This is a genomic window from Bhargavaea beijingensis (assembly GCF_900101985.1).
GTDB classification, from domain to species: Bacteria; Bacillota; Bacilli; order Bacillales_A; family Planococcaceae; genus Bhargavaea; species Bhargavaea beijingensis.
Genome location: NZ_FNAR01000007.1, coordinates 18071 through 45046, shown reverse-complemented (window position 1 = coordinate 45046; position 26976 = coordinate 18071). Strand labels below are relative to the sequence as shown.

Genomic DNA, 26976 nt, shown 5'->3' with positions numbered 1-26976 from the left:
CGCTTAGTCAAGCGGCAGCTCCTCTTCCTCCGTTTTCTCTTCTTTTCCGGACTTGATGACTTCCTGCTCCGGGGTCTCCAACTGGATCACCACCGGAGTAGCAGGATCTACGGGTGAATCCGGCGATACACTTTGAGACACGGCATACCCTTCACCGCTCAGCTTGACATTGGCGCCGGTCATGGATGCATAAGCCAAAATGGACCGCTTCGGCCATCCCGTGAAGTCCGGAATGACCGGCTCGCCTTCTGTTTGCAGCAGGACGACGCTTTCCTGAAGGACTGGCGTCCCTTTAACAGGGAACTGCGCGGCAACTTCCCCTTTGCTTCCCGTAATCACGGCATGGATGCCGTTTTCAGCAAGTTCTTTGGCTGCCGAATCCGAAGCCTGTCCTGCAAAATCAGGAAGATTGTAAGCTTTGCCCGTTTCCTGGTCCACATCCGGACGGATATTCAGGTGCTTCAGGCTGTTTTCCATGACAGGCTTGAAGATTTTCGAAACAGGAACTGCACCATACTCGCCAGCGGGGATCTTCGGCCGGTGCACGTTCACATATACAATCAGTTGAGGGTCATCCGCAGGCGCCATGCCGAGGAATCCGTACATCAAATTGTTCGGCCCCCGGAGGTAGCCGCCCTTGCCGTTTGGGATCTGGGCAGTCGCCGTTTTTCCGGCAACCGAATAATCATTCAACTGGAAAATCCGGCCAGTGCCATTTTCCGAAGTGACCGTCGACTCCATCAGCTCAAGAACGGTTTCCGCTGTTTCCGCTGAAATCGGGCTGGACTTTTCCTCCGGCTGACCTTCGCGCAGTACTTTTCCCGTATTCGGATCTTTGATCTCCTTGATCATGTACGGCTTCATCATCGTTCCGCCGTTTGCGATCGCCGACGCAGCCTGCACCATCTGGATTGGCGTGACGGTCGTTCCTTGCCCGTAGGCCGTCGTCAGCCGCTCGACCGGACCGACGTCGTTCAGGCTGCCGGTGGCTTCGCCGGGAAGGTCGATGCCGGTTTTCTGGCCGAAACCGAAATCCCGGTAATGTTTCATCATCGCTTGCCCACCCATTCTCTCAAGGAGATAAGCCATCGACACGTTCGAGGATCGCTGAAACCCTTCCCTGAAGGAGATCCAGCCCCAGCCGTTTTTATTGTGATCATAAATGGTCGTATCGTAGATCGAGTAGCTGCCCGACTTGAAATAGTCATCCGGTTTCCAGACGCCTTCTTCGATTGCCGAAGCGAGAGTGAAGATTTTCATGGTCGAGCCCGGTTCGATCGTGTATTGGACCGCTTCGTTCAGCCAGTTGGACGACAGCCCGTCCCTTGTCTCCGGATCGAATGTCGGCCGCTGGCTCATTGCAAGAATCTCGCCTGTTTCCGGATTGGCTACAATTACCGACATACGCTCGGGGGCGTACTCTTTCTCCACCTGATTCATGGAATCTTCAACGAAATTTTGGATCGTCTTGTCGAGTGTCAGCTTGATGTCCGCCCCGTCTTCGGGAGAGGTCACCTGCTTTTCTGCACCGGGGAGCAAATACCCCCATGTATCACTTTCATAGGCCATCTTTCCGTCCTTGCCGGTTAACAGGTCATCAAACGTCTTCTCAAGCCCCATCTGGCCGACTGTCTTAACCGTTCCGTCTTTCTGCTCCATCTTCTGCGCGAAGCCGATCAGGTGCGATGCGAACGGACCGTTCGGATAAAACCGCTTTTTGTCTTTCACGAACTGGATGCCGGGGAGCTTGAGTGCTTCGATCTTTTTCATCTTGTCATGGCTCAAGTCACGTCCCGCCGGACCAAATTCCACTTGGTAGACATCCGGATCTTCCTGCCGGTTCAGCCGATCCAGGATCTCTTCCTCTGACATGTCAATATGTTCGGAAAGGGCGCGGGCGGTCTTTTCCCGATCGACGACATGTAGCCATTTATCATTTTTGACGTCCTTGCTGGCCTTTTCGGATAGAATCGCAATCAGCTTATAGCTCACTGTGTCTTCCGCAATGGGATCTCCCGACCGGTCAACAATCTTGCCCCGGTCGGCACTCAGTACCTGTTCCCGTTCGTACTTTGCATGGGCCATGGCCCGGAGCGGCTGACCCTCGGCTTCCCCCGTCACCTGAATGAATAGGAATCTTGAGAATAAAAGTAAAAAGAGCCCTCCATAGACGCAAAACATCAGGAAGGCTCCCCATTGGAAACGAAACTTCTTTTTCATTGCCCAGGCACGACCTTCACGTTTTTCTCATTGAGCGACAGGCCGAGCTCGCGGGCTTTACCCCAGATGCGCTCGTAGGTCGATTTTTCGCTCACCTGTATGGACAAATCATGATTTTGCTTGGCCGTTTCCGTAATATCGGACTGGATCAGCTGGATCTCCTTGTTCACCTCGCTGAGGGACGACTGCGCCTGGAGAAGGATAACCGCGAACATGGCCACTGCGGCAACAAACGCCACGAACAGCGTTTTTTCGCCTTTTGTGAACCATTTTTTCTTGCGTTCCGGTTGTGTCGCCGGATCCGGCGCGGGTGCCGGCACACGGGTGATCTCGGGTTCCTGTATGTATGCATGGTCAAACTTGCGTGCTTCAAGCGCCATCGAAACTAGTCCCCCTTGGTTTGTTTTTTCTCGTTTCTTTTTGTGTACGAGTATTGATTATCTCTGTTTTTCTGCGATTCTGAGTTTTGCGGAGTGGGAGCGATTGTTGCTCTCCAGCTCCTCTTCGGAAGGCAGGATCGGTTTTCTGGTAATCAGTTTCAGCTCGGGCTCCATGCCTTCGGGAATCACCGGCAAATTGGGAGGCAGGTCAGGAAGCGAAGATGCCTCCTTAAACATCGTCTTGACGAGCCGGTCCTCCAGCGAGTGGAATGTAATGACGCTGATCCGGCCGCCTTTGTTCAACAGCCGGATAGCATCTTGCAGCGACTCTTCAGCCGCCCCCAATTCATCATTGACGGCGATCCGGATGGCCTGGAAAATCCGCTTTGCAGGATGTCCGCCTTTCCTTCTTGCTGCAGCAGGGATGCCTGCCTTGATCAGTTCCACGAGTTCGAAGGTGGTCCGGATCGGGCTTTCCTTCCTGGCTTCTTCGATTTTCCTGGCAATCTGCTTGGAAAATTTCTCTTCACCATATCGGTAGAAGATGCGGACCAGGTCTCCATAGGCCCATTCATTAACGATTTCATAGGCGCTGAGCGAGGCGCTTTGGTCCATTCTCATGTCAAGCGGCGCGTCATAGCGGTAGCTGAAGCCCCGCTCCGGCGTATCGAATTGGGGCGAAGAGACGCCCAGATCATAGAGCACACCATCGACACCGGTGATGCCCAAATTCCTAAGCTCTTCCTCCAGGTACCGGAAGTTCGATCGGACGAATATAATCTTGTCCAGATGGTCCGCCAGGCGCTCACGCGCATGGCGGATGGCGGTTTCATCCTGATCAAAGCAGATCAGCCGTCCGCCTTCTCCAAGTTGCTGCACAAGATATTCACTATGGCCGCCGCCGCCGAGTGTGCAGTCGACATAGAGGCCGTCAGGACGGACATTCAGTCCGTCGACTGTCTCTTTCAGCAGCACGGTCACATGATCGAACATGTCCGTCCCCTTCTTTCATCGGTGAGTTTAAATATCAAAGTCAATGAGGTTTTCAGCAATCTCGTTAAAGGAGTCTTCCGATTCCTCGAAATAACCTTCCCAGGCATCCTTCGCCCAGATTTCAATCCGGCTGGAAACCCCGAGTACGACGCAATCCTTCTCGAGGCCGGCATAACTCAAAAGGTTCGCAGGTAAATTGACGCGTCCCTGCTTATCAAGTTCCACCTCGGTTGCCCCGGAGAAGAAGAAGCGGGTGAATGCTCGGGCATCTTTTTTGGTGACCGGCAACGCCTTAAGCTTTTCTTCAAGACGTTTCCACTCGTCCATGGTGTAAGCGAACAGGCATTTATCCAATCCGCGGGTGACGACGAATCCGCCGTCCAGATCATCGCGGAACTTCGCCGGAATGATCAGCCGGCCTTTTGCATCAACCGTATGCTGATATTCGCCCATGAACATGTGTCTTCACCCCACATCGTAAACTTAATGTACCACATCCCCCCACTTTCCTCCACCCGTTTTTGCAAATCTCTTATATTACAATTTGGTAACGGAAACTGTGGGTCTTCCCGTCCCTATTTTCAAGTTAGTTCAGGCGGCAACACCTGTAACGCCGGATAGAAACCACACTTGCGAACTTTCGGCTCTCCTCAACTCTCATCTCTTGTCCAATATGCTTCTTCTCTCCCATCAGAAGGACAAGAAAAGCACCGCCCTTTAAGGACGGTGCCGGACTGAAGACAAAGAAAACGGATTACTCCTTTGCCTGCAGTTTTTCTTTTCCATAAAACCCTTCAGGATGATGGATGCAGACGGAATGTGTTCATCAGAGCCTGATAGGCAGTCTTTTGCTGTCTTCAGCCTGCAACCACTGCCTGCTGAGCCGGGGTCACCCGGAAGGCATGGCGGCCGGCCGCTCAAGGAGCGTTAGGGAAGAGACGCTTGCCATCCGATAATATAAAAAACCGGACCCGGAACGATTGTTCCGGGTCCGGTTTGCCCGCAGCCCGACACCACCGTTAAGAGCGGTACAGGCTGGTTGGGACGGTGATCAGAGGCGGACCAGGTGGTGGTCTCCCGGTTGTCCGCTCATTTTTGCCGCAAGATCAGAAATAAAATGCGGACCGTATTCGTTCATATACTGGAAAGGCGAGTACTTCCGCTCCTGGAACCCGCCTTCCGGCAGTAGTTCCGCTTGAAGGCGGTCGTATCGGCGAATCGCCGTCTCATGCTCGAGAAGGACTGATTCGCGGATCTTCTCCCGCAAGTAGTTGAACTGGCGCTCATGGAATCCGATATTCTTCATGACCAGCTCCCGGACGTGCCGTCCCCTGGATTCAAGGGAGTCGGCAAGTTCCCGGTAGCCGGCATTCAACTGTTCTTCCATTCGGTCGATTCGGCCGGACGCATCCCGATCGCTGACCTGTTCGATGTATGACCGCTGTTTTTCCTGCGCCATGCCGGCCAGTACGTCTCCGGCACTCAGGCCGGTTTCCTCAAGGAGGTTCTCGGTCAGGCGGCTGATGAATGTCAGCGACTGCCGGGGCACGACGACCGGCATCTTGATGCCCATTTCCCGGAACGCCGGACGCAACAGTGACCAGTAGGCAATTTCGCCGGGTCCCCCTACGAACGCCAACACCGGAATGACCAGGTCCTGCATGACCGGCCGGGTCACAACGTTGTTGCTGAACCGTTCAGGATGTGCAAGAGCCAACTCTGCCAGCTCATCTTCCGAGAATGAGAATCCTGCCTGTTTGTTGACAAAACGACCTTCCTCCCGCTTGAGGAGGAACCGCTCTCCTGTATCCACATAAAACAGATGGGCATCCTGCTCTTCAGCGCCGAGGGGAGTGTCAAAGCCGTCTCGGCCGAAACGTTCTTCCGTTTCCGCCACCCCCGCTGCGATATCGGCAGACCGGCGGACCATGTTCTCAAAGTAAGGCTTTTCAAACTGTCTTAACGCAGGATCGGCCGCATCGAGCAGCAACAGCCCCTCGTCACTGAACAGCCTTGTCATTAGGGCGGCGAAGAAGGAGGTATAGGTTGAGTTGCCCTCCAGGCAGCCGAGGACGGTTCCGATCAGGCTTTCAGTATAGGCAGTCTCACCATAATCGCGGAACACCCCGCGTATAAACCTTTCCATATCGGCGGGATTGAATGCTGTCTCGGATGCCATAGTCTTTGCTCCGAACGGGACCGGGAACTGCCGTTTAACCGGACGTTCATCCGATATTGAATAGACATGGTTGATTTCCAGCAGATCATGGTCTTCACCTGCAATCCAGAAAACCGGAACAACAGGCGTGCCGAGCTTTTCGCGGAGCCGGCGCGCCTCCACGATGACGGACAGGGCCTTGTTCACCGAATAAAGCGGGCCGGTCAGAAGCCCCGCCTGCTGTCCTCCGACAACTGCCTGCGCCCCTTCCTCAAGTTCCTGCAGATGAGCTTCGGATTTTCCCGATAACCCTGCGGCGTTTCCCATGAACCTCCGGATTACAGAGGCCAGTCCTGCACGGTCAAAAGACCGGTTTTGCAGTTCCTCAAGCCTGCTCAAATAACCGGCGCGGTCCGTCGGATAGTCAAAATATGTATGGATAAAATCCGGATTATTTAAGTAGGCGTCCATGACTTTCCCCGCCGGCCGGATGTCCAGTCGTTCAAATTCCATGTCGAAAACCCCATTTGCATTCATTAATCGAATCCGATTATAGCATTCCCGATCCGCCGAATGAAAAAATTCCGCTCATCTGCCAATATAATCGGCAATCATGACCCCGGTCCCGATGACCGATGCTGCCAGGTAGGCTGCCGAAAGGATCAGAAACAACAGACGCCAGATTTTCCGCAGAAGCGGGCCGATTTCGAAATCGTGTTCCGTCTTGCGTTCCCGATAAGTCATATAAAGCGCAAACACGATTACCGCCATAGCCAGGTAGAATTCCGTCTGATAACCGGTAAATGCCTCCACCACAGCCGGCACAGCGGGCAATAGCAGAAAGGTCGTGCAATCTGCCGCCCTGCTGAACCCCTTTGACGGATCCTTATACAGCCGGGTGAACACGGTGAAAAAAAAGAAAAATGCAACTGCCGGGAACGCAATCAGAAATCCCGCCGCAGCAAAGAAGTAGTCAGCCATGCCGGTCTCCCCTCCTTTCCAATGAACGGACAAGGTCATACAGTGCCGTCACTGACGGAAGAGACGCGCAGCGCTCCTGTGCAAGCACAATTACACCGCCCATGATTGAATCGGCTTCCGTCTTTCTTCCCGCCATGAGATCGGCCAGCATCGAAGAGGTGTTGTCCGCTGTTTTCCGGCAGAGATCAAACACCTCGCCCAGTGTCACCTCGCCTGCAATCTCCGGAAATGCCTCAGCAAGTTCCGCGTGCATCCGGCCAAGCAATGCTCGGAGGTCCGGATCTTCTGCCAGCATCCCATTCCTGACACCGGCTACAGCCGTCACCGGGTTAATCAGACAGTTCTTCACTGCCTTTTTCATGAGAAGCTGCCCCGGCCCCTCTTCTGCACGGACAACGGGGAAAGTCGGAGAATGGGCGGTCAACAGCGGGTGAAAAGGGGTGAAATCATCAGTAGCAGGCGAAATCCGGAGTGGTCCCGTTCCGGTGTGCTCAACCGAACGGGGGCCGGTTTTCCTGGAACCATGCTCGACCGTCCCAAATGCAATCGGCCGATCCCGGAAACGCGCGGGCAGAGACAAATGCGACACGCCGTTTTGTATAAACAGCAGCGGTGCTTCCCCAAGCTTTCCGTTTAGTTCCTCAAGAAATGGTTCAAGGTCATAAGACTTCATCGCCAGTATGGTCAGGCCGTCTTCTATGCCAGCTTCGGAACTTGCTGTCGCCCCTACACTGAAGACCTTTTTCTCATTTCCCTTCGAAAGCAGAATCCCTTCATCACGGATCGCCGCTGCCTGCTTAGCAGTTCTCGTAATCATCCGGACATCGAATCCGACTTCGGCAAGGCGGGCACCGATCAGCATCCCGATGGCCCCGGCGCCAGCTACATTGATCCTCATCGCCAATCTGCTCCTTAAAACATAGACAATATAGAAAAGGCAATTATCTATGCAAGATGATTCCTGCTTCTACGCCCCCCCTTTTCGACTGTTGCTGTCTACAAAGGTTGATATAGCTCTCCACAGGCTTATTTTTGGACAGTTTCAGTTGCTTTTCCATTCACCGCAAGCCGGACAGGTTTTGGAGCTCCTTTCCCCATCGAAAAGGCCCGCCGATAGGGCAGGCCTTGTTGCAGTCCTATTATACCGGATTGACCGGGTGCTTGCGAAGAGGTGGCACAACTTCTTTTGTGGCATAGCAGCTGTACCTGGATGCCAGTTCCGAACGGAGGTTTTCGGGCGAAACGATATCATCGATGATCATCTCGGATGCCAACTTATAGATATCAATCTGTTCCTTATACTCCGCACGTTTTTCCTGAATGAACCGGATCCGCTCTTTCGGATCCTCGATGGCTTGGATCTTATTCGAATACACAGCGTTGACCGCCGCTTCAGGGCCCATGACGGCAATCTGTGCCGACGGCAGCGCGATGCAGGCATCCGGCTCAAAAGCAGGGCCGGCCATTGCGTACAGCCCTGCGCCGTACGCCTTGCGGACGATGACGGAAATCTTCGGCACCGTCGCGGAACTCATCGCAGAGATGAGTTTGGCACCGTGGCGGATGATTCCTGCACGCTCGACCTTTGTCCCGATCATAAAGCCCGGCACATCCGCCAGGAACAGAAGCGGTATGGAAAATGCATCACAGAGCGAAATGAACTTTGCGCCTTTGTCCGACGAGTCGACAAAGAGGACGCCACCCTTGACTTTCGGCTGGTTCGCTATGATGCCGACCGGCCGGCCTTCAATGCGTGCGAGCCCGGTGATCAGCTCCGGAGCGAACAACTTCTTGATTTCGAAAAAGCTTCCTTCATCAATCAATCTGTCAATTGCCTCATACATATCGAAAGGCGCGTTCTGATTTTCAGGGATGATTTCACCGAGCGTCCGGCCTTCGGCTGCCGGAACCGGTGTCTTGACTTCCGGTTTCCCGGCGAAGTTGGACGGGAAAAAGCCCAGGTACTCTTTCGCAGCTTCAATCGCTTCCTGTTCATCCGCTGCAAGCCAGTCTCCGCATCCGCTGACCGTGCAGTGCATGCGGGCACCGCCCATCTCTTCTAACGTTACCTTTTCGCCGATCACTTCCGCCGCCATCCTCGGGGACCCGAGGTACATCGAGGCATTTCCGTCCACCATGATCACGATGTCACAGAAAGCCGGGATATAGGCACCGCCTGCCGCAGACGGTCCGAACAAAAGGCAGATCTGCGGGATGACCCCGGAAAGGCGCACCTGGTTATGGAAAATCCGCCCCGCCCCCCTGCGGTTCGGGAACATGTCCAGCTGGTCGGTGATACGCGCCCCGGCCGAGTCGACAAGGTAAAGGAGCGGGACTTTCAGCTGTTCTGCCGTTTCCTGGATGCGGATGATTTTTTCAACCGTCCGCGCCCCCCATGATCCGGCCTTCACCGTAGAATCGTTCGCCATGACACAAACGGTCTTCCCCCCGACCTTGCCTGTGGCAGTCACGACTCCGTCCGCCGGCAAATCTCCGGCTTCAACGTTGGCAAACCGGGCATCTTCCGTGTACTCTCCGTTGTCAAACAGCAGCTTGAGGCGGTCCCTCACAAAAAGTTTGCCCTGTTCCTTCTGCTTTTCATGATATTTCGCATGTCCCCCCGCATAAATCTGTTCCAGTGACCTTTCAAGACGTTCGTTCTCGTTTGTTTTCACTGTCATTCCACTTCCCCCTCCCTTGGCTGCCGGACAGCCGATTATTCGAATGTGAGGATGGTGTCCCCTTCATTGATGAAATCACCGATGCTGACGCGAACTTCCTTGATCTTGCCGCCCTTTTCGGCTTCGACCGGAATCTCCATTTTCATCGATTCCAGCACCACGACCGTCTGCCCTGCCGTTACTTCGTCCCCTGCATTTACATCTACGGTGAAAACAGTTCCTGCCATTGTTGATTTTAGTTCATTCATATTAAACTTCCTCCTTTTTCTTGGCCTGCCATCCCTCTAGCACCCGGGTTGTATAGTTGCCTTCCGCAAACTCTTCGGAACCGGCGAACGATTTGAAAAGCGGGATGTTCGTCCGTACGCCGGCAGCATCCGCCCCCCGGAAGAATTGTTCCGAACGGCGGATCGCCTCTTCGCGAGTGCTGCCGCTGATGATCACTTTTGCGATCATCGGGTCATAAAATGGCGTGACTGTGTTCCCTTCCGTGTAACCGCGGTCGATCCGCACCCCTTCTCCCTCCGGCAGGACAAGCTGTGTAATCTTGCCCGGTGACGGAAGAAACTTTTCCGGGTCCTCCGCGTAGATCCGGTATTCAATCGCATGGCCGGCGGACATCACCTTGTCCTGGTCCTTCACAGGCAGCTCCCTGCCGGAAGCCACGTCAATCTGCCATTTGACCAGGTCAAGTCCGGTTACCGCTTCCGTCACCGGATGTTCCACCTGAAGCCGTGTATTCATCTCAAGGAAGTAAAACTCATTATCCGGGCCGACGATGAACTCGACTGTGCCGGCATTCGTATAGTTGACTGCTTTCCCCGCTTCCACTGCTGCACTGAGCATCCGCGCTTTCGCCTCTTCCGGGAATGCGGGTGACGGAGACTCTTCGATGACCTTCTGATTACGGCGCTGTACAGAGCAGTTACGTTCAAACAGATGAACGATATTGCCGTGGTGGTCTCCGAAAATCTGCACTTCGATATGGCGGGCGTCATCGATGAATTTCTCGATGAACACCCGGTCATCCCCGAAATAAGACATGGCGCGTTTTTTTACTCCATCGAAGTTTCGACTGAGCGCTTGCTCATTTTCACAGCGGACCATGCCGATCCCGCCTCCGCCGGCACTCGCTTTCATCATGACCGGGTAACCGATGTCTTCGGCTGCGCCCAACGCTTCTTCCAGCGTGGCAACGCCTTCCTCCGTTCCCGGCACGACCGGAACCCCCGCATCGATCATGGCGCGTCTTGCTTCGATCTTATCCCCCATCTTTTCGATGACATCAGCCGCAGGGCCGATAAATGTCAGACCCGCCTCCTGCACTTTTCTTGCGAATGACGCATTTTCCGACAGCAGCCCGTAGCCGGGATGGATGGCATCTGCACCTTCCCTCTTGGCCAGCTCGATGATTTCATCGCCTTTCAGGTAAGACTGAGGAACCGGTCCAGGCCCGATTTCAAACGACTGATCCGCTTCCTGTACAAAAGGCAGACCGGCATCGGCCTGTGAATGGACGGCAATGGTGCGGATACCGAGCTTCCGGCATGTCCTGATGATACGTGACGCGATTTCCCCCCGGTTCGCGATAAGAATCTTTTCCATGCGGATCTCCCCCTAATGAATTGACGAATTATTTTAAACCCCTTCATTATCAGTCTATATGAAAACTGAAACCGTTTTCAAGTCTAACTAGAAAAACTTGCAAAAAGAAAAGCAGAACCGGTTGGCGGTCCTGCGTTCAACTATCCTGTTTCTCGATGAATGTGACTCCTTTGGAAAGCCATGCCAGAAGCTTGTGATGCTCGCGGGCAAGCGCTTCATGCTCTTTTTTCAATCGCATGTAGGACTCGGATAATTCATCGAATCCGCTCATCGCCTGTTTCAGGTGGGACTTCAGATGATGCTCGGGCTTTTTCTGCGCGGCCTCAAGCTCGGCCGAATGGATTTTCCGGAGGGTCTTGTTCCATCTGAATCCGCATGCCTGCTTGGTCCGTCCAAGTTTCTCAGCCGCATCGGCAAATGCACCCAGCTGGGTCCCGCCATTTTTCACCGCTTCGATCACCGTGTCTGTGAGAATGCGGTCATCCTCCGGTGTCCAGCGATCTTTCCTTGTATTTTCCTTCACCTCTACCACCCCCGTTTGGGAAACTATATGCGGTGGAGAGAAAAAATAGACTTCATTTTTTCTTGTTGAGGAAACGGTCAACCGCCTCATGGTGGACGTCAGCTTCCCACAGCCTGGCACAAGCCGCGACCTCTTCCCGGACTTGCCCGGAAAGGCCTGCGGACAGAAGCCTGCGGACAGCCGCCTGCTTATAGGCCCGGTGAACCGATGGGTGTACGCGCTCCATCGGCTCAACGAAGCGGTCGAGCGCTTCGAATTTGTCTCCGGGGAACAGCACGGTCGCCCAGCCGGATTCAAGCAGTTCCCGGGCTTCCATCGGCCTGGCTTCCGTCAGCATCCTGAGAGCCGTATCCTGTCTTCCTGACTTGGTCAGCAGGTGAGATGCCCCGCCCCATCCGGTCGTGATGGCAAGTGTCCCCTGGATAAATCCGCATTTCACGCCTTCGCGGACGAGCCTGAAATCGCAGGCGGTGGCTATCTCACAGCCGCCTCCGACGGCATGGCCATCGATCAGCGCAATGACCGGAACAGGCAACAAAGACATCCGGAGCAGAATGTCCGCCATCTTGCCGAGCATCGGGGCGGCTTCTTCTTCTGTGCGAAGCTTATGGAATTCAGAAAGGTCCCCTCCCGAGCAGAATGCCGACTGTCCCTCTCCAGTGACAGCGAAGTATCGGAGGGATTCGTCTTCCTTGACGGCTTCCACCGCCGCAGACAGGCCGTCCATCACTTCTTCGTTGATCGCGTTTCGCTTTTCGGGACGGTCGATCGTAAATACCGCTCCGCTTCCCCTTTTCTCAAACCGGTAAACCATTCCCGAGTCCTCCTTCAATTGCATGCTTTCTTAACCCTACCATTCTGTGAAACCTTGTTGGAGATCTTTTTGCCGAGCAAGCATATTTCCGTCCGGTACGTACAAAGGTTATTGCACAAAAAAAGACCGGAATCGGATTCCGGCCGCGTTCGTCTCTGATTACTCGGAGATGACTTGTTTACCTTTGTATTCACCGCAATTTTTGCAAACACGGTGAGCGAGTTTCATCTCGCCGCAGTTATCGCAAGCGACCATGCCTGGCACTTGGAGCTTGAAGTGTGTGCGGCGTTGGCGCTTTGCAGTTTTGGAAGTTCTTCTCTTAGGTACTGCCATGCGGGGCACCTCCTTACGGTTCTATTCGTCCTTTGAATCCTTGCCCTGCTGATCGAAAAACTTGGCCAGCCCGGCAAGTCTGGGATCCACTTTCGGCTTTTCTTCTTCACGCTTGGCGGCGAATTCCTCTTCGGATGAAAAGGCCCATCCTTTTCCTTCCCGTGAAGGTGCCGCTTCCTCCCCGATTACCTGAATCGGGACTTCGAGCAGGACCAGCTCTTCGAAGACCGGCGTCGGATCCACCACTTCCCCCGTCACCTCGTGAACGGCATCGTCGTCCGGGTCGGCATAGCCTTCCCAGACAAATTGTTCATCCGTCACGATTTCAAACGGGTATTCGATATCTTCCCAGGTTCTGGCCTCGGGGAGCGTCATCGTTCCCTCCAGCCTGAAGCGGCAGGTCATCTGGCCGTTGCCGACGGAGCAGGTGCCCGTCACACGGACCGGTCCGATTGCCCGGATTTCCGGGTCGCGCTTCAGGACACCGGAAAGGTCAGCGGTGCCGTCCACCGGCATGGAATCCTGCCGGAATTGATTTAATTGCCGGATGGTCCATTTCATCAGGAATCACCTCAAGACAACAGAATTGATTATAGTATGTCCAAATCGTGATGTCAAGATTATTTCTTGTCACCCTCGGATGCCGTTGCCGCCTGTATTTTTCATCCGGGCCACGCTATAATGTCGTTAATCCGATTGTATCAGAGGAGTGAGCGTGATGAAAGCCGCAGGCGTCGTCGTCGAATACAACCCGCTGCATAACGGGCATGTCCACCACCTGAAGGAGACCCGGCGGCTTACGGGAGCCGATGTCGTCATTGCCGTCATGAGCGGCAATTTCCTTCAGCGGGGCGAGCCGGCTTTTATCGACAAGTGGATGAGAACCGAACTGGCACTGTGCTCGGGAGCCGATATTGTGTTTGAGCTTCCGTACCGGTTCGCCGTGGCACAGGCGTCCGAATTTGCCGAAGGCGCGATCGGCATTTTGGCGGCAGCCCGCTGCGGGATGTTCTGCTTCGGGTCGGAAGACGGGTCCGTCGAACCCTTCCGAAATACATTGCGCCTGCTGCAAGAAGAGGAGTCCGGCTACGATGCGGAAGTGCGCAGGATCGTGAAGACAGGAATCAGCTATCCGGCGGCCTTAAGCAGGGCTTATCGGTCCATTGCAGATGTTTCGGCGGACGCCGGCCCGCTTGCAGACCTCACGAAGCCGAACAATATTCTCGGCTTCCATTACATGAAGGCCGCCAGCTCGATCACCCCGGAAATGGCCGCTTTTACCATTGAAAGGACAGGAACCGGCTATCATGAACTCGGGGCCGATCCGGACAGCGGAATCATGAGCGCGACGGCCATCAGGAAAGCGGTCATGGCGGAAGGACTCACCAGTGATGTTCTGCACGCCATTCCGGATCACACCGCAGACGCCCTGGAGCGGTTCAGGAAGGCGCATGGCGGATTCGGCGGCTGGGACCGCTTCTGGCCCATCCTCCGCCCTCTTATCATCCGTGACGGCGCCTCACGGCTTAAGGAAGTTGCGGAAATGACCGAAGGGCTTGAATACCGGATTGCCCGAGCTGCACATGAAGCTTCTTCATACACGGAATTCATGGGGGCTGTCAAAACGAAGCGGTACACATGGACTCGAATCCAAAGAATCTTAACCCATATTCTGTGCGGGATGGACAAAAACGAGTTCAGCCGGCTCAGTCATCCCCGGTATCTCAGGCTTCTTGGGATGACTGCGGCCGGCCGCACGTATCTGAACCAAAACAAGGACCGATTCGGGCTTCCGCTGCTTTCCCGGGCTGCCTCAACGGATGACCCGATGCTAAAGGCGGATATCCGGGCATCGGATCTGTATGCAATCGGCACCGGGGACAGGCCCGGAAAGGACTTCCGCACACCGCCAATCATCGCCGATTAAGCGTCAGTCAGGATCCGTATCCAGCTCCTCCAGATAATCAAGGGCATCATCAATCGTCTTTACCGGCACGATTTTCATATCCGTGCCGATTTTTTCAGCCGTATCTGCAGCAATCTCGTAATTCGACCGGATTCCGGGAATGCTTTTTTTCATCTCGGCAGTGATTTCATCATCCGGTGCAAAGAAAATTTCAATCCCCTCCCGGTCGGCAGCCATCACCTTGAAGTCGATGCCGCCGATCCGGCCGACCGTGCCGTCTTCATTGATCTCTCCTGTACCGGCGACCCGGTAACCTCTGGTTAGATCCTCATCCAACAGCTGATTCATGATCTCAAGTGTGAACATGAGCCCTGCGGAAGGGCCTCCAATCTCCTCCGTCTCAATCTCAACTTCCGGATCGGTCTCAATCATCCGCTTGGCGGCATAACTCACGCCGAGCCCTTTCCTTCCCCCTGCACCCGGAATGATGCCGGGGGAAATTTCTTTAGAAATCTCTTCTTCATCCCGGACCACTTTCAGGTTAACCGTGTCACCTTCGGGCAGTGAGGCGACAGTATCTGCAAAGGCTTCCGCCGAATCGACCGGTTGTTCCCCGATTCCGGTGATCAGGTCGCCCGCCTCCAGGATGCCGTCTGCCGCACTTCCTTCCACCACATCCATAACGAGCACTCCTTCGGTCTCCAGCGTGACGGGCTTCCCTGCACGGTTATAGGCCACGAAGATGGCATTGATCTGGGAATCTTCCATCAGTTGCATTTGACGGAGATTATATTCCTCCTCGGTCTCTCCGTCCCTGCGGACCTGTCCGGCTTTCATGATTTTACGGCTGTCCATCAAACTGGAAACCGCATAAGTGAGCGGGGTCGCCTTTGAGAGGGCGATTGTCATCAGACTCAAGGAGCCTTCATCATCCGGATCGCCGCCTTTTACTTCCACGAGAGGCGCCAGCTCATACGCGCCGCCCGGCTTTTGGATATACATGTCCAGCGGTAGGAGCGCTGCTGCCGCAAAAATCAGCAGCACAGCCGTAAGCGCAATCCTTTTTACATTATTCAAAACCGATCCCTCCAAAATAGCCCCGTTCATGCCGGCATATACATAGTGTAGCACCGGCGATGGGCGCATTCAAAAACGAGGGAGTCGATTATTTTCGTGTATACCGTCATCATCTGGTGCCTCATCGTACTGTTTCTCCTCCAGCCGGGACTTGCCCGGGAGGGGGCAGTATTCGGCATTGAACTGTTTACGGAAGCGCTGCTTCCCTATCTGCTTCCTTATCTGATCCTGACTCAATGGCTGCTCCGCCTGCCCGGAAAAGAGCCGAAAAGACGGACAGGCACCTACTGGAAAACTTACCTGCTGGGAGCGTTCGGCGGCTTCCCCGTCGGGGCGGTTTCCGTATCCCATCAAGTCAGGGACGGGCGGCTGACGAAGCGGGAAGGCGCTTTGCTGATTGCAATCTGCCATGCCCCGAGTTCCATGTTGCTGATCGGCTATGTCGGCAATGAACTGTTCGGGAGCGCTTCGGTCGGGTGGCTGCTCATGGCCGTCATCCATGGGCTTAACCTTGTTTTTCTCCTGATTCTCTCCATCCGCTCGGCCATTCAGCCGACATGTCCGCCGGTTTCTTCAGTCACCCCAAAAAGGAAAGCCGGCTCCCCACTCACCGAAAGCCTGAAGGACAGTTCCCAGACCATTGTCCTTGTGGCGACAACTGTCGTCTTTTTTTCCGCCGTCGGAACCGTGGCGGCGGATCTGCTGTCCAGGCTCAGCCCAATGGATGCACAGACGGCAGGAATGGCGGTCTTTCCGCTGTTTGAAATGACTGCAGGACTTCAGACGGCATACGACCTGTTTTCCGGGATGGATCTTCATGCGGCGCTGACTGCACTCATCCTATCCATGAACGGCCTCAGCATCCACCTTCAAGTCTCAGTCATCGCCCGCGGGGCCGGCATCCCGATGCGCTGGTATGCGGCAGCACGCCTGGCACACATGATCATCGTGCCACCAGTGTTCATGCTGCTCCTATCTTTCTGGACCTGACCGGAAAAAGCGCCCGGGAAAGGCAGTTGGCCTTCGCGGACGCTTTTTGGCAATGCACCGTCATTGCCGGATTTCCTTGATATTGTATTTTTCCCTGAGTGCCTGTTCGACAACCGGCGGAACAAGTTCCGAGGTATCCGCCCCGTATTTGGCCACTTCCTTGACGATACTGGAACTGAGAAATGAATACTGGTTATTCGTCATCATGAAAAAGGTCTCGATTTCTTCTTCAAGCACCCGGTTCATCGAAGTGATCTGCATTTCGTATTCGAAGTCGGAAATCGCCCGAAGGCCCCGGACAATCGCAGTTGCGCCGACCCCTTTTGCGTAATCGACCAGCAGTCCGGAATACGACTCGACTTTTACATTATCGATGTCCGCAGTCGCCCTGCGGATGAGCTCGATCCGCTCTTCCACCGTGAACAGCGGATTTTTGGATGAGTTGTTCAGCACACACACCCGGATTTCTCCGAATACACGCGACGCGCGCCTGATAATGTCCAGATGGCCATTGGTCACCGGATCGAAGCTCCCGGGCACTACCCCCATTTTACCCATTTGTCTCCCCCTCGCCGGCAGCTTGCCGATAAATAGAAATTACCGTGCCGCCATAAACAGATTCTTTATCTTTTCCGAACACCCCGAAGCTGTCCGGCAAAGTCACCGACCGGTCATGTTCGCAGACAATGGTGCCCCCTCTGCTGATCAGTCCTGCCCCCGCCAGTTCCCCGGCCAGCTTGTAATATGTATCCCGCGCATAGGGCGGGTCAAGGAAGACCATATCAAATGGCTCTTCTTTGGAAATGATCCGGCGGACAGCCTGCCGGGCATCCGCGCGCATCAGATCCACCCTGTCATCATACCGGCACTTGCCAATATTCTCAATGATCGCCGCCTGTGCCCGACGGTCCTTCTCGACCATGACCGCATGATCCATTCCCCGGCTGAGTGCCTCAAGTGCCAGACCACCGCTTCCAGCGAACAGGTCCAGCACCCGGCCGCCATCAAAGTATGGACCGATTATATTGAACACGGATTCCTTGACCTTATCCGATGTCGGTCTCGTGTCCGTCCCGGATGCCGATTTCAACTGCAGGCCCCTTCGTTCTCCGGAAATGATTCTCATCTTTTCACCTTCCTGTTTTGCGCTATTCCCCGCCCTGCCGGTATGATAGGATGAGCAGAGAAAGGAGGAGCCGCATGAATACACAACGCTTTATCGAATTGGGCGAAGGGCTCGGTGATGTATTCGAATTGTGCGAGCTGATCCGCACAAATTCCGGCCGTCTTCATCGCGCTTTCATCTTCACGACAGGGGAAAGCGGCGTCCTGTCTTTGGCCGCGGCTTTTGATCCCGCTGGAGAGGGGAACTTCATGCCGATTTACATCTGCCGGGAAGGTATCCGGGGCAGCGGCAAAGAAAGTGCACGTGTCACCCGCTTCAGGGAAGCCGCAACACAAGCCGGCGCCACGCCAATCCCAGTGGAAGTGCGACCTTCCAAAGACTATTCCGATCGGGATCAGTACTACCGGCACATCACCGGCATCCTTCGGCTCAATCACCTGATTCCGCCGCTCCGGTAAATCAAAGTCCGCCCTTGTAGTCATACTCCTTCGCCTTGTCGGGCTTCGCGTTCTCGAATTCTGTTTTGATAAACGGCTTCATCGAGAGCTGAACCGAACGGACATACTGGAGCTTATCTAGTTTTTTTGCCGTTTCTTCAGCATCGTCGAGATCGCAGTAAATTACGGCATACTTCATTCTCTTGGAAATATATTGGACATGCCCATACTTCCTGAGCGCCTTCACCTGTTTCAGGTGGTGAAGATGGACGACGATTCCGCGCCGTTCAATCATGATCATCCCTACTTTCCTACCATACAGAATACCATAAGCCGGAAAAACACGGCAACCGGACGGAAAATGACATGACAACCGGTTTCTTTTATACTGAACATAGTTTTCACGGATAAAGGGAGGGATCAGCATGACGAAGAAAAGAAAAGTTGCCCTTACGGTTGCAGCGGCCGGAGCTGCCGCATGGGCAGGTTCAAAAATTTTCTCGAAGCCTGAGGGCCGGACATCCGTCCCTGCCCTTGATTATGATGTACCGATCATTCTCGCTCACCGGGGCGGAGCCGGACTGGCACCTGAAAATACGATGCCCGCCTTTGAGCGGGCAGCCGGTCTGGGTGCTCACGGGTTTGAAATCGATGTCCACCTCACAAAAGATGAGGAAGTGATCGTCTTCCATGATGAGACGCTCGAGCGGACAACCAATCTGGACGGCCGTCCGGGTGACTATACGCTGGCAGAGCTGGAGGATGCGGATTTCGGTTTCCGCCATGCGGGCGAAGACGGTTCCTACCCATTCAGGGGTAAGGCCGGCGGGGCCGTCTCCCTCCGGAGACTCCTTGAAGACTTCCCCCATTTGCTGATCAATATCGACATGAAAGACGCGCCTGATACATACGAGGGAGGCTTGCTTCCTTCAAAGCTCTGGCGGGTGATTGAAGAAACGGATGCGCGGCACAGGGTGGTCGTCACCAGTTTCCATGACAGCCAAATCGACCGGTTCAATCTGTATGCCAGAAACCAAATTGCCCTCGGGGCCGGCGAACAGGAAGTCAGGCGCGCTTATCTCGCGTTTGCGAGCGGTTTCGGGCATTTGTACCAGCCGAGGGCCGATGTGTTTCAGATTCCGGTGCGGTCCGGCATCTTTCCGCTCGACCTTCCGCCATTCGTCCGTTTTCTCGGGCGGCTCAACATCCCTGTCCATTATTGGACGATCAACGACCGCCCGACCATGGAACGGCTGATCGCGGCCGGAGCCAAGGGCATCGTCACGGATCGCCCGGACCTTGCCGCAGGACTTGCAGGCGGACCGGAAAATGAAGTACGGGACTCACCGGAAGACTTGGTGTAGAAGTATTCCGGGATTGACGGGCAATAATACCCAATCGGATCTCCACTGACTGCAGACAGCATTGTCTGCAGTTTTCATTTTCCCTGAAATCCCCGGCCCCGGCGTTAGCGGAAAAGAAAAAACTGCAGACAAAGTAGTCATACACACTTTGTCTACAGTCTCAGATCCAAGACGGCATCTCCTTTTTCTGTATTCAGGCACTGCAGGAGCAGCCACCGCCGGTTCCGCAGCTGCCTCCGCAGGCGGAGCCGGTTTCGAAGAAGGGGTTGCTTACAGGGACTTTGACGGATTCGGAAACGGTCTTTCCGATCAGCAGGCTCACTTCGTCGAGAAGGTCCTGGAGATCGTTCTCGGCCACTTTGAGCGCGGCCACTTTGTCATTCAGGTCGAGCTCCCGTTTTTTCGTCCGGATTTCCCTCATGACGGTGCTGTAGTCGGGGTGATAGCGGCCGAACCGCTGAACCTCTTCATACTGTTCCTTGAGTTTTGCGAACTCCGCGATCTCCTGCACAAGGCCGGAATCGGAATAAACGCGAATATGTGCAAGCCGGTAAGCCTCCGCCGCTTCGGAGGAGACGATCAATCGGCTGAGCTGTTCAGATTCCTCGATGACTCGGAGCCATTCGTCGGTCATCATCATGGGCATCACTCCATTCCACTCCCATCATACCAGAATCTGTCGGCCGATTGCACTCTGGTGTCTCCATCCGCCGCCCGTTCTCCAAGAAACCGGAGCGCCGTCCGGTAGTCGGAAAAAGGCCTTGAAGAAGATTTGGAAATCTGGATTTCCTCATGTCCCTTACCCGCGATGAGCACGAAATCCCCTGCTTCCGCTTCATAAATGGCGCCGCGGATGGCACGCTCCCTGTCCGTCTCTGTACGTACGATGGCTGATGTACCCGCCAGCCCTTCCATGATGTCCGAGATGATCTGAGTCGGCTCCTCGCTTCTTGGGTTATCGGAAGTCACCCAGACCGAATCCGAATACTCCCCGGCAACGCTCCCCATCTTTGGACGCTTTTCCCTATCCCGATCCCCGCCGCACCCGAAGACCGTAATAAGCCGGCCCGTACACAACGAGGAAAGTGCGCCGAGCACCGCTTCAAGAGCGTCCGGTGTATGCGCATAGTCAACAAACACCCGGATGCCCGCCCCTTCCGACTCCTGCATCCTGCCCTCGGGCAGGGAGAGACAGGATGCATTTCTTCGAAAATCAGCCAGACCGAATCCGGCAGCCATGAGCGATGCAAAGGCGGCGGCCGCATTCAGGCGATTATGCCTGCCCTCCACCGGTGCGGCGATGACCGTGTGCGCCTTGCCGGCCGCAAGCATCCAGTCTCCTTTTCCGTCATCCGAGATTCTCAGGTGTGTGTCGCCACCGGGCCGCTCCCCGAAAGTCATTACAGGACGAGTGCCTCGGGTAATGCTCAAAACTGAAGCATCATCTGCATTCAAAATGATTTTTCCGGCAAGTTCTGACAATCTGCCCTTGGCGCTAAGATACGCTTCTTCCCCTCCGTGTTCGGCGTGGTGATCCGTTCCAATATTAAGGAAGATTCCGTAGTCGATGCTGCAATGGTCAAGACGCTTGCCCGATAATCCGAGTGAAGATGCCTCCATGGCGATATGCGTGACCCCTTCGTCCGCACAGTACCTGAGCACCCGGTGCAGATGCGCGGGCGGCAGGGTCGTCATAGGCGGGGTCTGAAGCGGAGCTTTTCTTCCATCTATCCAAACGCCGAGTGTCCCGATAACGGCCGACCGTATCCCGCCTGCCTTCAGCAACTGGCCGATAAACCGGGTGGTGGTGGTTTTCCCATTTGTCCCGGTAACCGCAAATACCGTCAGTTCCCTGGATGGATGGCCATAGAAAGCCGAGCAGGCATACGCCAGAAAATCGGCTGCATCCGGTACGGAAATCGACGTCACGCCCTGCGGAATCCCAGGAGGACGGGAGATATCTGTGACAATCGCTACCGCCCCGTTGTGAAGGGCTTCCTGGATATGATCCAGCCCGCTCGCCGAACGACCTTTTCGGGCTACGAATACCGAACCGGGAATGACTTCGGCCGAATGATCCGTCACGCCGCTGACAAGTGCCCGGAAGTCCCCGCCCTTTGCCGTGCACGGCCAGTTTTTCAGCAGCTCGCATAATTCGATCATGCCTGACCCCTTCCCGAACATTTTTGTTCTGAGCGAATACATTATGTTGGAGTACCCTCCATCGTATGTAGGACGGTGGTTGAATGACACGAAGAAAGATGGTGGCGTAGTTCGATGATCATCCAGAAATTTGGAGGGGTCGCCATGAGGGATAGCCGCTCCAGAAAAGCATGTATCCGCCATATCAGAAGGGCGGTCAGGGAACACGGGAAGGTTGTCATCGTCGTATCCGCCATGGGAAGGGCAGGAGATCCCTATTCAACGGACAGCCTGCTGTCCATCAGTGAAGCAATCGGGATCTCGCCTCATGCCCAAGATGTCGCTGCCGGTTGCGGAGAGCTTTTAGCTTCGGCGATCATGTCCGCCGAGCTTGAACAAGCAGGTATAGAAAACGAGCTGATCTATGGCAGCCGTTCGGGTATCCTGACCGAAGGACCATTTGGCAGTGCCGACCTGGAAATGGAGCTGGAGCCCTTTTTCCGTATCTGGGGTGACTGCAATGTCGCCGTCGTACCCGGTTTCCAAGGGACAGGACGCGACGGGCGGATCCGGACGACAGGTCGTGGCGGCAGTGACCTGACCGCAGTGGTCCTGGGCGATATGCTGGGTGCTGAAATCGTTGAATTTTTCAAGGACGTACCCGGCGTAATGGAAACGGATCCTTCCGTAAAGCCGGATGCGCAATTGTTCAGATCTCTTACCCACGCGGAGCTGCTTCCGCTGCTCGAGACAAAGCGGCCCATTATCCAAAAAAAAGCGGCACTGTATGCCGCGATGGCATCCGTACCGCTCCATATCCGCAGCTTTTCCGAACAAAGTCCCGGAACATTCGTTACCGGATGACCGGCCGCCTCAATCAGATGAGCCGGCTGGTTCCTTCCGGTTAAGGAAAAGGTGCGAATACACTTTATTGGATACTCCGGCCGCCTGCCGGTTGTATTTTCTATTGAAGATCAGTTCACGGTGCTCGGCGGAATTCACCCACCCGTGGACGGTTGCCGCGGCATCCACGTAGTCTGCCGCGATATTTTCTCCCGCCTCACTGTAGTCGATGCCGGCCAATTTCAGCGGCTCAGATAGAGGCCCGGCACTTTCTTCTGAACGGCTGCCCCTCGCAGCGTCAGCCGCACGCTCGCGGGCAATGACCGTTGCGCTGCCATCCGCCTGCAGCGGCTGCAGTTCGTGCCGCTGACGGAAAACATTCGTCAGTTCCATGACCTGTTGCTCGGCAGCCCGGTCTGCCGCAATCTGTACGGCCGATGACAGCGGCTCCGTCGCGATCAGATGCCCTTCGTACGTCATTTCATACGGCTGATGCAGGACAAGCACCCTGGGGGCCAGGAATCGTACCGCCATGACCTCCCCCTTTTCCCGGTCAGCGTAAACCTGGGCATATACGCCTTCATAGGCCACCAATAGGCGCTCCTCCAAATCATCCCCATTCATGGAAAACAGATACCGATTGGTTCCGATCTCCACGCTCACCTCGGGTTCGATGATTGTGGATCGGTAAATTTCCTCCATGGTCCAGCCGATGCTGAATGGGCTTACATCCAAATCAGTGCCGGCTGCATACACCTGATTGACTGTTCCGTTCTGGACACCGGCCATCATATACGTCTCCGCCGGGCTGCTGTACACCCACCACTCATAACCATACATGGATGGCTCAATCCGGTCCGGTCTGCCAAAATCCGCGGTAAGTTTTTCAGTTGTCTCACCGACCAGAACCGAAAGGCCGGTTTCCGGCCGGCTGACCGTTTCCTGGCCTGCCGGGGGAGCCCCCTCCCCCGGCAGAGCCGTGTTCGGCACCGGTGAAATCAGCGGATCATTCTCTTTTGTATTTTGCGTCGTGAAAAGGATCACCACCGTGATGGCGGCAAGGACCGCAATTAGCCTGAGTGTGAATTTCAATCGAAAAACTCCTCGATCTCTGTTTATTGGGACCATTATAACAGGGCGCTGACTTTGGACACAATCTTGCCATTGCAACTGTTTTCCCGTTGTTCTATCATAGATGGGGTATGATATGCAGACAGACCGCACCAAAGGAGGCGTACTGAATATGTATTTTGAAAACACCGGCATTGAAGGCGTTGCAGCCGATCTTCAACTGCTTGATGAAATCATGAACAAGCATGGTCTTATCCGCGCTGAACAATGGGACTACGAACGGGTGAGCTATGACAAAAAAATCGTCATCAAGGAAGGCACTTACTATCTCCGCGTTTTCGGGTACACGACAGACGGCGACGTCGGAGCACGGGATGCAGTGATTCATCTCAAGAAGCCGGTAGTCGGCAAGCACTATTACCCGCACGGCGTCGAATACGGAGAAGATGAATACTTCCCGGACTATCTTCTTGAAAACTGCACCCAGACCCTTCTTGCACTCAAAGAAGATCTGAAACCGTACGAATTGCAGGCCTGACGGCCAAGCCCCGCTTTTCCAAGCGGGGCTTTTTGTTTTCATTCCGCCTCACCGCGGACTTTCACTTCTATTCAAATTTCTTTTTGTTGGCTATAATTAACTCATCAACAATCTGGGAGAGACCTCATTTATGGGAAAATGGCTGAACCGCCGCACCTTTACTATCATCTTCCTCGCCGTCATCGCCATCCTGATCACTTTCTTCATCTTGCCGATTTCGCTGCCGCTTGTATTTGCATTGATTACGGCCATTCTTCTGGAGCCGTTAGTCAGGATGACCATGACCCGATTTAAATGGAAGAGGAAAATGACCGTAATCTCGGTCTATATCTTTTTCTTGCTTTTGCTGGCCCTACTCATCTACTTCGCCGTGACCCAACTTGCCGGTCGCTTGATCGACTTCACGAAGTCCGCTCCGGAGACTTTCAACGCGATGGCCGGTGCCTGGATTGATATGCAGGACAAACTGTTCAATTATACGGAAGGCATGCCGCTAGAGGTGGTGGAGTCTATCCAGAACGGCATGAACCAGGTCATTGAATCGGCCAGGGATTTCCTTCTCGCCTTCGTCAACTATGACGTGATCACCGGGCTCCTGACCGGAATCCCGAACTTCCTGGTCAGCCTGCTTTTCTACGCCATTGCCCTATTCCTCTTCATGCTTGACCTTCCCGGCCTGAAAAAAACCGTCTTTAACCGGCTGAACGACAGCACCTCGAAAAAAGTAAAGCTGATGATGGACCGGCTAAACCGCACGGTGTTCGGCTTCATAAAGGCCCAGTTCCTTGTCAGTCTGATTATACTGGCAGCCTCGTTTGTTGGTCTGCTGATCATCAAGCCCGAATATGCCCTCCTCATGTCAATCGTCATTTGGATCATCGACCTGATTCCCATTCTCGGGTCCATCATTATCCTTGGCCCCTGGTCGATCTATCAGTTTGCGGTCGGTGATGTGGCAGAAGGAACAAAGCTTGCTATTCTAGCGGCTATTCTGCTTGTGACCCGGCGTACCGTGGAACCGAAAGTGATGGGTGAGCAGATCGGCCTCTCCCCTCTTGCCACACTGATTTCGATGTTTATCGGCCTAAAACTTTTCGGCTTCCTCGGCCTGTTCATCGGACCCCTGATCGTCATTCTCTTCACGACGGCACGGGAAGCGGGAATCATCAAAGCGGAATTCAAGATCTGACCTTGAGGTGACCAGCCAATTTGGACCGGACAAAAAGAATGTAACCTGAGATTGAAGTGATGCAGCTCGAAAACAGGAAAACAGCAGACCATGCTGATTTCGCATAGTCTGCCGCCGGCCGCCCAAAGCGGTCTTTTTTTAATTTCCGAAAATCGCCTTTATCATGGATGTCGTGTCGCCGCCTTCATAGAGGATGTACAGAAGGAGGTAGACAGCGACGCCTGTGATGGCAGTGAAAAACCAGATGATGCTGGTCACAGGACCAATCTTGCGGTGCCTCGGCAGCTTGTCCTTCAGACCGGTATAGATTGAAATGATGCCAAACACGGCTCCAGTTGTCGCCAGCATAATATGAAACACAAGGAAAATCGTATAATAGATTTTCAGGTGGTCCGGTCCGCCGAACGACGTATTGCCGATGAAGACCGTTCTTGATACATAGATGATAAAGAATAGAAGCGCTGAGACACCTGCTGCTAACATGGTTTTTTTATGCGCATCCACTTTCCGCTTCAGAATGAGCACCCAGCCGATGGCAACGAGAATTGCGCTCAGGACGATAAAAAAGGTACTGATTGTCGGTAGAATCGGCACTGACATCTTGTTGGTTTCCCCCTATGGTTCGCTGCGGCTTATTTATACATCGCAAGCCGCTTGCGTTCCAGCAATTGTTTTTGTGTAAGTTCGTCGGCGTTATCCCGCTCATGTCGGAACCAGGTCAGGAAAATCTGGCCGAGAACGACGCCATAGATGATTTCTTGGAGGATCTTCATAATTACGCCGCCAAGCTGCTGATCGTACAAGATCGGCATCGATGTGAACACCTCAGGTCCGGAAAGTCCGGCCCCGGCCAGAACACCCAGCGTGCCGGCTGGAACACAAAGTGCCATTGACTGCAGCCATGCTTCACCGCTCTGATAGGTTTCATAAACCGGTGTATCGACGAAGATGATCAAGGCACATGCCGGGGTGATCAGGATAGCACTGGCGATGAGGTAAGCGATCTTATGCAGCCCCTGGTTCATTTTTGGGGCGAAGTCCTCTTTGTTCAAAATCGGCCACCACATAAAGAGCGCCGAAAGGAACAGGGTAATCGTGAAAATCGCATGGAGCGGAATGCTGAGCTTGATGGTATCCAAAATCATCGGAAGATGGTACACAGAGAACATACCGCTGAATACGATAATGGCAATAAGCGGTTTGGTCAGTACGCGGAGAACCAATTTAAGAACAGGCACCGAAAACACTTTTCTCCAGATCCATACGGGTATTCCTTTGATCAGGAACGGCGCCGCAATCAGGAGGAGAACCGCCATCTGAACCATGTGCATGCTGAACAAAATATGACCAAGAAGATCAACCGGTGATCCTTTGGTGACATAAACGAGCAGCATCCCTGCAGAAAAGTAAATCAATTCTTTGCGCGAGAGCGGCTCGCTTCCTTCAAAACGGTCACGCCATTTTACAGTGATGGCGAGGTAAAGCAGAAACAGGACGGCGAGCGTCAAGAAAAAATAGGGGCTCCAGAGCGCCCTGAAACCGAATATGCTAATTGGCACCATTGCCATCGCTCCTTTTGAGTGTCTCCCTCCATTATAAGACCGT

At 54.3% G+C, this 26976-nt stretch carries 30 protein-coding genes; 7 read left to right on the top strand and 23 right to left on the bottom strand.

What is annotated here, in order from left to right:
- Positions 1-3 precede the first annotated feature (3 nt).
- The 14 genes from BLT01_RS07055 to BLT01_RS06990 form a co-directional block, all read right to left on the bottom strand.
- Complete coding sequence (locus BLT01_RS07055; protein WP_245696890.1) at positions 4-2181, bottom strand: penicillin-binding transpeptidase domain-containing protein; 2178 nt, start codon at positions 2179-2181, stop codon at positions 4-6.
- Between the two features lie 35 nt (positions 2182-2216).
- The gene (gene ftsL / locus BLT01_RS07050) at positions 2217-2600 is read right to left on the bottom strand and encodes a cell division protein FtsL (RefSeq protein ID WP_092096316.1); all 384 of its coding nucleotides are present in this window, start codon (positions 2598-2600) and stop codon (positions 2217-2219) included.
- Between the two features lie 57 nt (positions 2601-2657).
- Complete coding sequence (rsmH, locus tag BLT01_RS07045; RefSeq protein ID WP_092096313.1) at positions 2658-3593, bottom strand: 16S rRNA (cytosine(1402)-N(4))-methyltransferase RsmH; 936 nt, start codon at positions 3591-3593, stop codon at positions 2658-2660.
- 27 nt (positions 3594-3620) lie between these two features.
- On the bottom strand, positions 3621-4052 hold the full coding sequence (gene mraZ, locus BLT01_RS07040; RefSeq protein WP_092096310.1) for a division/cell wall cluster transcriptional repressor MraZ: 432 nt from the start codon (positions 4050-4052) through the stop codon (positions 3621-3623).
- Between the two features lie 592 nt (positions 4053-4644).
- A complete protein-coding gene (gene bshC, locus BLT01_RS07035; RefSeq protein WP_176765077.1) occupies positions 4645-6264 on the bottom strand; it encodes a bacillithiol biosynthesis cysteine-adding enzyme BshC in 1620 nt (539 codons plus the stop codon).
- Positions 6265-6339: 75 nt separating this feature from the next.
- Positions 6340-6732: a DUF3397 family protein gene (locus tag BLT01_RS07030; RefSeq protein WP_176765076.1), complete on the bottom strand. Its 393-nt coding sequence runs from the start codon at positions 6730-6732 to the stop codon at positions 6340-6342.
- Entirely contained in the window at positions 6725-7630 is a 906-nt protein-coding gene (locus BLT01_RS07025; protein WP_092096303.1) for a ketopantoate reductase family protein, read from the bottom strand. Before BLT01_RS07025 ends, BLT01_RS07030 begins: the two co-directional genes overlap by 8 nt.
- 241 nt (positions 7631-7871) lie before the next feature.
- A complete protein-coding gene (locus BLT01_RS07020) occupies positions 7872-9413 on the bottom strand; it encodes an acyl-CoA carboxylase subunit beta (RefSeq protein ID WP_092096301.1) in 1542 nt (513 codons plus the stop codon).
- A gap of 35 nt (positions 9414-9448) precedes the next feature.
- Positions 9449-9661 carry a biotin/lipoyl-binding carrier protein gene (locus BLT01_RS07015; RefSeq protein WP_092096298.1) on the bottom strand — a complete coding sequence of 71 codons (213 nt, stop codon included), beginning with the start codon at positions 9659-9661 and terminating at the stop codon, positions 9449-9451.
- Position 9662: 1 nt separating this feature from the next.
- Complete coding sequence (locus tag BLT01_RS07010) at positions 9663-11018, bottom strand: acetyl-CoA carboxylase biotin carboxylase subunit (protein WP_092096295.1); 1356 nt, start codon at positions 11016-11018, stop codon at positions 9663-9665.
- 136 nt (positions 11019-11154) lie between these two features.
- Positions 11155-11541, bottom strand: a complete 387-nt coding sequence (locus BLT01_RS07005) for a transcriptional regulator (RefSeq protein WP_092096292.1) — start codon at positions 11539-11541, stop codon at positions 11155-11157.
- Positions 11542-11593: 52 nt separating this feature from the next.
- Complete coding sequence (locus tag BLT01_RS07000; RefSeq protein ID WP_092096289.1) at positions 11594-12355, bottom strand: enoyl-CoA hydratase/isomerase family protein; 762 nt, start codon at positions 12353-12355, stop codon at positions 11594-11596.
- A 159-nt stretch (positions 12356-12514) separates the two neighbouring features.
- Entirely contained in the window at positions 12515-12688 is a 174-nt protein-coding gene (gene rpmF, locus BLT01_RS06995; RefSeq protein WP_092096286.1) for a 50S ribosomal protein L32, read from the bottom strand.
- Positions 12689-12709: 21 nt separating this feature from the next.
- Positions 12710-13249, bottom strand: a complete 540-nt coding sequence (locus BLT01_RS06990; protein WP_092096283.1) for a YceD family protein — start codon at positions 13247-13249, stop codon at positions 12710-12712.
- Between the two features lie 157 nt (positions 13250-13406).
- Here BLT01_RS06990 and BLT01_RS06985 point away from each other — a divergent pair, with 157 nt between their 5' ends.
- On the top strand, positions 13407-14615 hold the full coding sequence (locus BLT01_RS06985) for a nucleotidyltransferase (protein ID WP_245696889.1): 1209 nt from the start codon (positions 13407-13409) through the stop codon (positions 14613-14615).
- A gap of 3 nt (positions 14616-14618) precedes the next feature.
- Here the strand turns inward: BLT01_RS06985 and BLT01_RS06980 are convergent, their stop codons facing one another.
- Positions 14619-15671: a SepM family pheromone-processing serine protease gene (locus BLT01_RS06980; protein ID WP_092096278.1), complete on the bottom strand. Its 1053-nt coding sequence runs from the start codon at positions 15669-15671 to the stop codon at positions 14619-14621.
- Positions 15672-15767: 96 nt separating this feature from the next.
- Here BLT01_RS06980 and BLT01_RS06975 point away from each other — a divergent pair, with 96 nt between their 5' ends.
- Positions 15768-16661, top strand: coding sequence for a hypothetical protein (locus BLT01_RS06975; RefSeq protein WP_092096276.1), 894 nt, complete (start codon positions 15768-15770; stop codon positions 16659-16661).
- A 60-nt stretch (positions 16662-16721) separates the two neighbouring features.
- On the opposite strand, the gene coaD is transcribed toward BLT01_RS06975, so the two are convergent.
- Both coaD and rsmD read right to left on the bottom strand, forming a co-directional pair.
- Positions 16722-17219, bottom strand: coding sequence for a pantetheine-phosphate adenylyltransferase (gene coaD / locus BLT01_RS06970; protein ID WP_092096273.1), 498 nt, complete (start codon positions 17217-17219; stop codon positions 16722-16724).
- Entirely contained in the window at positions 17212-17871 is a 660-nt protein-coding gene (rsmD, locus tag BLT01_RS06965; RefSeq protein WP_312024139.1) for a 16S rRNA (guanine(966)-N(2))-methyltransferase RsmD, read from the bottom strand. Before rsmD ends, coaD begins: the two co-directional genes overlap by 8 nt.
- Between rsmD and BLT01_RS06960 the strand changes: the two genes are divergently transcribed.
- Positions 17862-18245, top strand: a complete 384-nt coding sequence (locus BLT01_RS06960; protein WP_092096267.1) for a DUF7147 family protein — start codon at positions 17862-17864, stop codon at positions 18243-18245. The two genes, rsmD and BLT01_RS06960, sit on opposite strands and share 10 nt — an antisense overlap.
- A 1-nt stretch (position 18246) precedes the next feature.
- On the opposite strand, the gene BLT01_RS06955 is transcribed toward BLT01_RS06960, so the two are convergent.
- Positions 18247-18519, bottom strand: a complete 273-nt coding sequence (locus tag BLT01_RS06955) for a YlbG family protein (RefSeq protein WP_092096560.1) — start codon at positions 18517-18519, stop codon at positions 18247-18249.
- Positions 18520-18649: 130 nt separating this feature from the next.
- Here BLT01_RS06955 and BLT01_RS06950 point away from each other — a divergent pair, with 130 nt between their 5' ends.
- Positions 18650-19588 (top strand): glycerophosphodiester phosphodiesterase, encoded by a 939-nt coding sequence (locus BLT01_RS06950; RefSeq protein WP_092096265.1) that lies wholly within the window; start codon positions 18650-18652, stop codon positions 19586-19588.
- A gap of 193 nt (positions 19589-19781) precedes the next feature.
- Here BLT01_RS06950 and BLT01_RS06945 read toward each other — a convergent pair whose 3' ends face one another.
- Together BLT01_RS06945 and BLT01_RS06940 are read right to left on the bottom strand one after the other, a co-directional pair.
- Positions 19782-20228, bottom strand: a complete 447-nt coding sequence (locus tag BLT01_RS06945; RefSeq protein ID WP_092096556.1) for a YlbF family regulator — start codon at positions 20226-20228, stop codon at positions 19782-19784.
- Between the two features lie 5 nt (positions 20229-20233).
- On the bottom strand, positions 20234-21751 hold the full coding sequence (locus BLT01_RS06940; protein WP_176765075.1) for a UDP-N-acetylmuramoyl-L-alanyl-D-glutamate--2,6-diaminopimelate ligase: 1518 nt from the start codon (positions 21749-21751) through the stop codon (positions 20234-20236).
- Positions 21752-21865: 114 nt separating this feature from the next.
- Here BLT01_RS06940 and BLT01_RS06935 point away from each other — a divergent pair, with 114 nt between their 5' ends.
- Positions 21866-22594, top strand: coding sequence for an amino acid kinase family protein (locus BLT01_RS06935; protein WP_092096554.1), 729 nt, complete (start codon positions 21866-21868; stop codon positions 22592-22594).
- A 9-nt stretch (positions 22595-22603) separates the two neighbouring features.
- On the opposite strand, the gene BLT01_RS06930 is transcribed toward BLT01_RS06935, so the two are convergent.
- On the bottom strand, positions 22604-23665 hold the full coding sequence (locus BLT01_RS06930; protein WP_176765074.1) for a CAP domain-containing protein: 1062 nt from the start codon (positions 23663-23665) through the stop codon (positions 22604-22606).
- A gap of 151 nt (positions 23666-23816) precedes the next feature.
- On the opposite strand from BLT01_RS06930, the gene BLT01_RS06925 reads away from it, so the two are divergent.
- A complete protein-coding gene (locus tag BLT01_RS06925; protein ID WP_092096256.1) occupies positions 23817-24182 on the top strand; it encodes a YugN family protein in 366 nt (121 codons plus the stop codon).
- A 130-nt stretch (positions 24183-24312) separates the two neighbouring features.
- Entirely contained in the window at positions 24313-25371 is a 1059-nt protein-coding gene (ytvI, locus tag BLT01_RS06920) for a sporulation integral membrane protein YtvI (RefSeq protein ID WP_092096253.1), read from the top strand.
- Positions 25372-25509: 138 nt separating this feature from the next.
- Here the strand turns inward: ytvI and BLT01_RS06915 are convergent, their stop codons facing one another.
- Together BLT01_RS06915 and ctaG are read right to left on the bottom strand one after the other, a co-directional pair.
- A complete protein-coding gene (locus BLT01_RS06915) occupies positions 25510-25971 on the bottom strand; it encodes a DUF420 domain-containing protein (RefSeq protein ID WP_092096250.1) in 462 nt (153 codons plus the stop codon).
- Positions 25972-26003: 32 nt separating this feature from the next.
- A complete protein-coding gene (gene ctaG / locus BLT01_RS06910; RefSeq protein ID WP_092096551.1) occupies positions 26004-26930 on the bottom strand; it encodes a cytochrome c oxidase assembly factor CtaG in 927 nt (308 codons plus the stop codon).
- Between the last annotated feature and the right edge of the window lie 46 nt (positions 26931-26976).